Below are 6,334 nucleotides of genomic sequence, written 5' to 3' on the forward strand. Positions count from 1 at the left end.
ACCCCTGTGGCCGAAGAGACGGATGCGCGACCAAACATCTTGACCCCTGTGGCCGAAGAGACGGATGCGCGACCAAACATCTTGACCCCTGTGGCCGAAGAGACGGATGCGCGACCAAACATCTTGATCCCTGAGGCCGAAGCGACGAAGGAGCGAGGGTCACGAAGGGCCCGGCGACCATCCCCACCTGACGCAGCCACCTCGAACCCCACCCGAAGTACCCTCGACTGGACCGGCGCCACGTGGACCATCGCCGCCGCCACGATCACGGTGATCGCCGTGCAGCTCCCGTTCATGATCCTCGGTTTCGACGGCTGGAAGGCGGCACTGTCGTTCCAGGGCCAACGCAAGGCCGACGTCGACACCAACTCGATCTGGTACTGGGGCCTACGTCATTTCACGGGCGGCCAGAACAGCACCTACAACAGTCTGGTCGGTGTCCTGTCCCCGCTGCTGATCCTGGCCGCGTTCGCCCTCTCGATCCACCTGGGCCGCCGCTACTACGAGCGGGTGGGAACGTTCCCGTGGATCGGTGTCGCGGCGTCGATGCTGGCCGGTTTCATGCTCTTCCACAAGGTCCATTCACCCCAGTACACACTGTGGATACTGCCGTTCTTCGTGCTGCTGCAGATCAGGTGGCCGGTCATCGTCGCCTACCTGATCGCCGACTTCGTCCTCGACGTCACCATTTTCCGTCTGTTCGGCATCTACACGTCGGGCTCGGACATGAAGTGGTGGGTGATCGGCGGCGTCAACTTCGGAGTCTGGGTCCATGCAGTGGTCCTCACCTACCTGATCTTCACGTTCGTGAAATCCCCACCCCGAGAACCACTCCGCTCGATGCTCACCCCGAAATCCTCAGTCGGCCAATCCTCTTGATCTCGACTGGTCGCGAAATAGGTGTCCGGGATCCCATCGTGATCCCGGTGGACGCCGGGTTGGTGTCGGGGGCGCTTCTTGATCCCTGAGGCCGAAGTGACGAAGGAGGGAGGGACGCGTTGGGTCCGGCGACATAAGGTTCCCAACGTAATTCACGAATCTCTGAATGCAGTAGAAAGGCAGTGATGAGCATCTGGCTAGGCACTAACGAACTGGTAGCAGAACAAATCACCCTGCGCCCCCTCACCTTAGATGACGCCGAACAACTCGCCCAGGTCGTCGACAACCCCGAACCCTACCGCTGGACCAGCGGCACACCCACCGACATCGCGTCGGCGAGGGACTGGATCGAGAAGTCCCTGGCCGACCCCGAACACCGCGTCGCCTACGCCGTCGTCGACAACTCCACCGGCCGCATCCTCGGCTCCACCAGCTTCTACGAGATCGACGCGGCCAACCTGTCGACGTCGATCGGCTACACCTTCTACGCTGTCGATGCCCAGGGCACGACGGTCAACCCGACCGCCAAGTACCTCCTCCTCAAGCACGCGTTCGAGGATTGTGGCGCGGTGCGGGTGGTCTGGCACACCCACGAGTCGAACGCGCAGTCACGGGCGGCGATCGCCAAGCTCGGCGCCACCTTCGAGGGTCTGCTGCGTAAGCACCGGCGGTTCGGCGCGAGCGGAGCGACGGGGGATGTCACCGGATGGCGGACGACGGCGCAGTACGCGATGACCGACGACGATTGGCCCGCTGCCCGCGCGATCTTGCTGGAGCGGATGTCCCGCACGTCCTGACGCGTTCGGTGACCCTGTGCACTACCGGCATGGAGTATTCAGCGACCCGACGCCGTCATGTGGTTGTCCAGACCGGTGGAAGACACGCCCGATGACGTTATCCCGACACGCCGCGTGATCGACAATTTTCTCCTGTGGAAACTCTCTAACGCTGTGACCTGCGAAAAGACGGAACAGTTCGGCAGAATTCCCCAGCTTCTCCCCACTGTGTGCACAACCTTCTCCGCCATCTGCACACATAGTGCACAGGCAGTCAACAACCCTGTGCACAGCCCCGGTTGAGTGGGCCGCCCGGCAGCGCCTAATGTCTCCCGAAGTGTTTCGGCAGACCGCGTCACAACCGATCGGGGGCCTGAATCGTCGGGGCACGAAGGTTCCGGTTCGCGCCGGAACAGTCGGGACAGGCCGGATGTGAGTCCGGCGCGCAGTACGAGGGGTTTGGCACGTGGGAGTTGACGATGATCGCGGGCAGGGTTCCGCTTCGGAGGAGGCTCCACGGGAGCAGGACTTCGGCCGGCAGCCACCGCAGGATCTGACGGCCGAGCAGTCCGTTCTCGGCGGCATGATGCTCTCCAAGGACGCGATCGCCGACGTCATCGAGCGGGTGCGTTCGGGCGACTTCTACCGCCCCGCCCATCAGTCCGTGTACGAGGCGATCATGGAGCTCTACGGCAAGGGTGAGCCCGCGGACGCGGTCACCGTGTCGGCCGAACTCGAGCGTCGCGGCGAGCTGCGCAAGATCGGCGGCGCCCCCTACCTGCACACCCTCATCTCCACGGTCCCGACAGCGGCCAACGCCGGCTACTACGCCGAGATCGTCGCTGAGAAGGCGATCCTGCGCCGTCTGGTGGAGGCCGGCACCAGGATCGTCCAGTACGGCTATGCGGGCGCCGACGGCCAGGACGTCGCCGAGGTCGTCGACCGGGCGCAGGCCGAGGTGTACGAGGTCACCGAACGGCGCACCGCCGAGGACTACGTGCCGCTGGAAGAACTGCTGCAGCCGACGATGGACGAGATCGACTCCATCGCCTCCCGCGGCGGCCTGTCACTGGGCGTTCCCACGGGATTCGCCGATCTCGACAAACTGACCAACGGCCTGCATCCGGGCCAGATGATCATCGTCGCCGCCCGACCGGGTGTCGGCAAAGCGCTCGCCCTCGACACCCCGCTGCCCACCCCGAACGGCTGGACGACGATGGGCCGGGTCTCGGTCGGTGACCAGCTGCTCGACGCCGACGGCCGCCCCACTCGGGTGGTCGCCGCCACCGACGTGATGACCGAACGCCCATGCTACGAAGTCGAATTCAACGACGGCGCGATCCTCGTCGCCGACGAACAGCACCAGTGGGTCGCCGAGGTCGACGGCGAACGCGTCACCATGACCACCGAGGTGCTGCGCGGGCATGTGGGGTGCGCCATCGTCCGCAACACCAAACCCCTCGAACTACCCCGCAAGAACGTCGCGTACGGCCCGTATACCGTTGCCGCACTTGCCGGTATGGCATTCGACGACCCCGAGATCGCGATGCGTATCGACGCCGAGGGTCCGGTCGACGTGATGACCCTGATGGCCGACCTCGGCGGCCTGATCCCGCTGGAATACCTGCGCGGTTCGATCGCCCAGCGCCGCGCGTTGCTCGCCGGCCTGCTCGACGCCCGCGCCACCGTCGACGAGGACGGCTGGATCATCGTCCCCGCGGCCACCCGCCACATGACGGCGGTTGTCGCGGATCTCGTTGCGGGACTGGGCTACAACTACAAACGCTCGGCCACCGGCTGGCTCCGCGTCGACGCCGACGACGATGTGTTCACGTTGCACCACAAGGCGATCCGCCACAAGGAACTGCGCCGCCGAGCCGGAATCCGACGGGTGGTCTCGGTCCGTCCGGTACCGAGCGTCCCGGTGCGGTGCGTCCAGGTCGACAACGACGCCGCCATGTACCTCGCCGGCGAGGCCATGGTCCCCACCCACAATTCCACTCTCGCAATGGATTTCCTGCGCTCGGCCTCGATCGGGCATCATCTGACCGCGGCGATGTTCTCGCTGGAGATGTCGAAGATCGAAATCGTCATGCGCCTGCTGTCGGCGGAAGCGAAAATCAAACTCGCCGATATGCGTTCGGGTTCGATGAGCGACGACGACTGGAGCCGCCTGGCCCGCCGCATGGGCGAGATCTCCGAAGCCCCCCTGTTCATCGACGACTCACCCAACCTGACGATGATGGAGATCCGAGCCAAGGCCCGCCGCCTCAAGCAGCGTCACGACCTGAAACTCGTTGTCGTGGACTACATGCAGCTGATGACCTCGGGCAAGAAAGTCGAATCCCGCCAGCAGGAGGTCTCCGAGTTCTCCCGCTCCCTCAAACTCCTCGCCAAGGAACTAGAGGTCCCCGTCGTCGCCATCTCCCAGCTCAACCGTGGCCCCGAACAACGCACCGACAAACGCCCCCAGGTCTCTGACCTTCGCGAATCGGGCAGCCTCGAGCAGGACGCCGACATGGTCATCCTGCTCCACCGTCCCGACTCCATCGAACGCGACGACCCCCGCGCCGGCGAGGCCGACATCATCGTCGGCAAACACCGCAACGGTCCCACCGCCACCATCACTGTCGCCCACCAACTCCACCTCAGCCGCTTCGTAGACATGGCGCGGGGCTAGCAGCGGCTGTAGGTTCTCATTCCACATCGCAGTTTCTCATCGGCGTTCTCCATACTTTGCAGTCTGTCCTGGGGATTCTCACCTAGTTTGCAACTCCTTTGGCTTTCGGTGGTCAGCACATTATCGCCGCATCTTCTGGCCCTAGTGCGGCGGCTTGCTTCGCATGCGGCTGAGGCGGTGGGCCAAGGATGATGTGTGGGGCTGCTCTGCTCTGCTAGCGCACTCTTGACCAATCACCAGGCTCGACTCCTACTCGCCGGCTGTTCTTCAGCGCATGTCTAGGCGCCTGGGCACATGTCGTCAAGTCGATGATGATACGTTCGCTCAGCTTCTCAGTGCTCCGAACTGCGGTTCGAAGGTTGCCACGTCGGTGTGCACCTCGGATTCTGGTCCGTACTGGTAAGTAACCATAGTGACACTGTCGCCTACTGTGCGATTGTAGAAGTACGAGGTGAATCGAGCGTCGCGGGGAGCTGCCCGAAGCTGGACAAAGCTCGCGAGATGCAAGGGAGTCTGCGCACCATCGCAGAGTAAGTACAATTCCCCGTCTAGCATTGAGTCACCCACTAGGAATTCCATGGTTTGGAACGGGGAGCGAGTTCCAATCGCCAGTTCGGCGGTCTGTAAGTACCCGTCGGGTTTCCGTCGAGCGGTACCGGCACGAACGAGGGTAAGCTGTGTCCAGACTGGCCCCAGAAGTTGACGAAGACCACGAATATCCGAGATGAGCGAGTCGACACGTGTCTTTTGATCTTCCTCAGACACGTAACCGGAGTGACCACTCCATTGGTTGCGTTTGCCGGCCAATTCCTTGAAAATTCGGACGATCTCCTTGGCGATCAATCGTTCGATTCCAGAGCGACTGAGGCCACCAAACATGTCTTGAGCTCGAGCTAGTTCATCTGCATCGCCACTTTCGACCGTGCTACGGAACTGCTTGGATGTCTGTTCGATGATGACGATCCACGTGCCAAAAGAAGCCCTGTCAATGCCTAGGCTCTTCAGCTGAAGAGTGCTCCTGATCGCGCCCTCGATTTCTGCGCTTCTACCCGGGTCACACCGGGTTGCGGACAGGAGGACAATTGCATGGAAGGCCACGATGGCTTCCCATGCTTGAAGGTATGCCCGGAGCTTGTCGCCGGGTGACTTTTCTGTATCGGCCCTCCATATAGCCATTGCGATGGGGTACGGCCACTGTTCCAGCCAAGCTGTGCCGGAGTCATCGAACGCGGCGGAAATTCTCGCCACGATATCGCTTACACCTTCGGCGGAGTCCCAAACTCTTTCACGTAGCCGCGTCAGTTCAGTGTGGTATGACTGGAGAAGCTCGTCAGTCGAAGCCAGCGAGAGTTGTGTTTTCCTATCGGGTACTGGAACGACGAGCTCATCGGCCCAACGCATCAGTGACTTTGGATCGTCGCGGAGGTGCCTCTGACTCGTGCCGAATGCTGCTGCGTTAGAAGCCCGGATTCTACTCATCACGCCATGCTCGGTGTTTAACCATGCTGCCAGGAAACCTGGTTCAACGATGCCGCTGTCGATGTCGACCAATACGGTCGTTTCTCGGACCTCCGTGCCACCTCCGGGGTGTGACGAGGAACGGCCTGCTGGCGACGAAGGGATGAGTAGCTGGCTGCCCTCTCGCTCGTCTATCTTGCCTTTCGCAACCCGTGGTGCCGCCGTTACTAGCTGACTCAGCCGCTGGCAGGGCCAGCCTTTCGTAGCCATCGCTTTCTGTAGGGCGGGCGCACTTCGTTCGAAGAAGTGGCTAGGATCTAAGTCGAATATCGTCCTTGGTGCCTTGGTGCCTTGGTGCCTTGGTGCCTTGGTGCCTTGGTGCCTTGGTGCCTTGGTGATGCGGATTTCAGTGTCATCAGACCTAGATCCGCGAGTAGCGGTGGCGTATCGGATCTGACTGCGAATTTGCGTGTTGCACAGTGTGTTTAGCAGTGTTTGGCATGCCGATGTTCCCGAGGTCCGTTCGGGTGGGCGGGGTTTC

General features: G+C 62.2%; 3 protein-coding genes and 1 pseudogene. 3 read left to right on the forward strand and 1 reads right to left on the reverse strand.

What is annotated here, in order from left to right:
* Positions 1-222 precede the first annotated feature (222 nt).
* From KDB67_RS11440 to dnaB, 3 genes and pseudogenes are all read left to right on the forward strand, one after another.
* A pseudogene (locus KDB67_RS11440) lies at positions 223-879 on the forward strand (hypothetical protein); the annotation flags it as partial.
* 185 nt (positions 880-1,064) lie between these two features.
* The gene (locus KDB67_RS11445; protein WP_291015824.1) at positions 1,065-1,676 is read left to right on the forward strand and encodes a GNAT family N-acetyltransferase; all 612 of its coding nucleotides are present in this window, start codon (positions 1,065-1,067) and stop codon (positions 1,674-1,676) included.
* Positions 1,677-2,121: 445 nt separating this feature from the next.
* Positions 2,122-4,335, forward strand: coding sequence for a replicative DNA helicase (gene dnaB, locus KDB67_RS11450; RefSeq protein ID WP_291015825.1), 2,214 nt, complete (start codon positions 2,122-2,124; stop codon positions 4,333-4,335).
* 324 nt (positions 4,336-4,659) lie between these two features.
* On the opposite strand, the gene KDB67_RS11455 is transcribed toward dnaB, so the two are convergent.
* Complete coding sequence (locus tag KDB67_RS11455) at positions 4,660-5,886, reverse strand: N-6 DNA methylase (protein WP_291015826.1); 1,227 nt, start codon at positions 5,884-5,886, stop codon at positions 4,660-4,662.
* Positions 5,887-6,334 lie beyond the last annotated feature (448 nt).

The organism is Gordonia sp. (in: high G+C Gram-positive bacteria), assembly GCF_020438995.1.
Lineage (GTDB): Bacteria > Actinomycetota > Actinomycetes > Mycobacteriales > Mycobacteriaceae > Gordonia.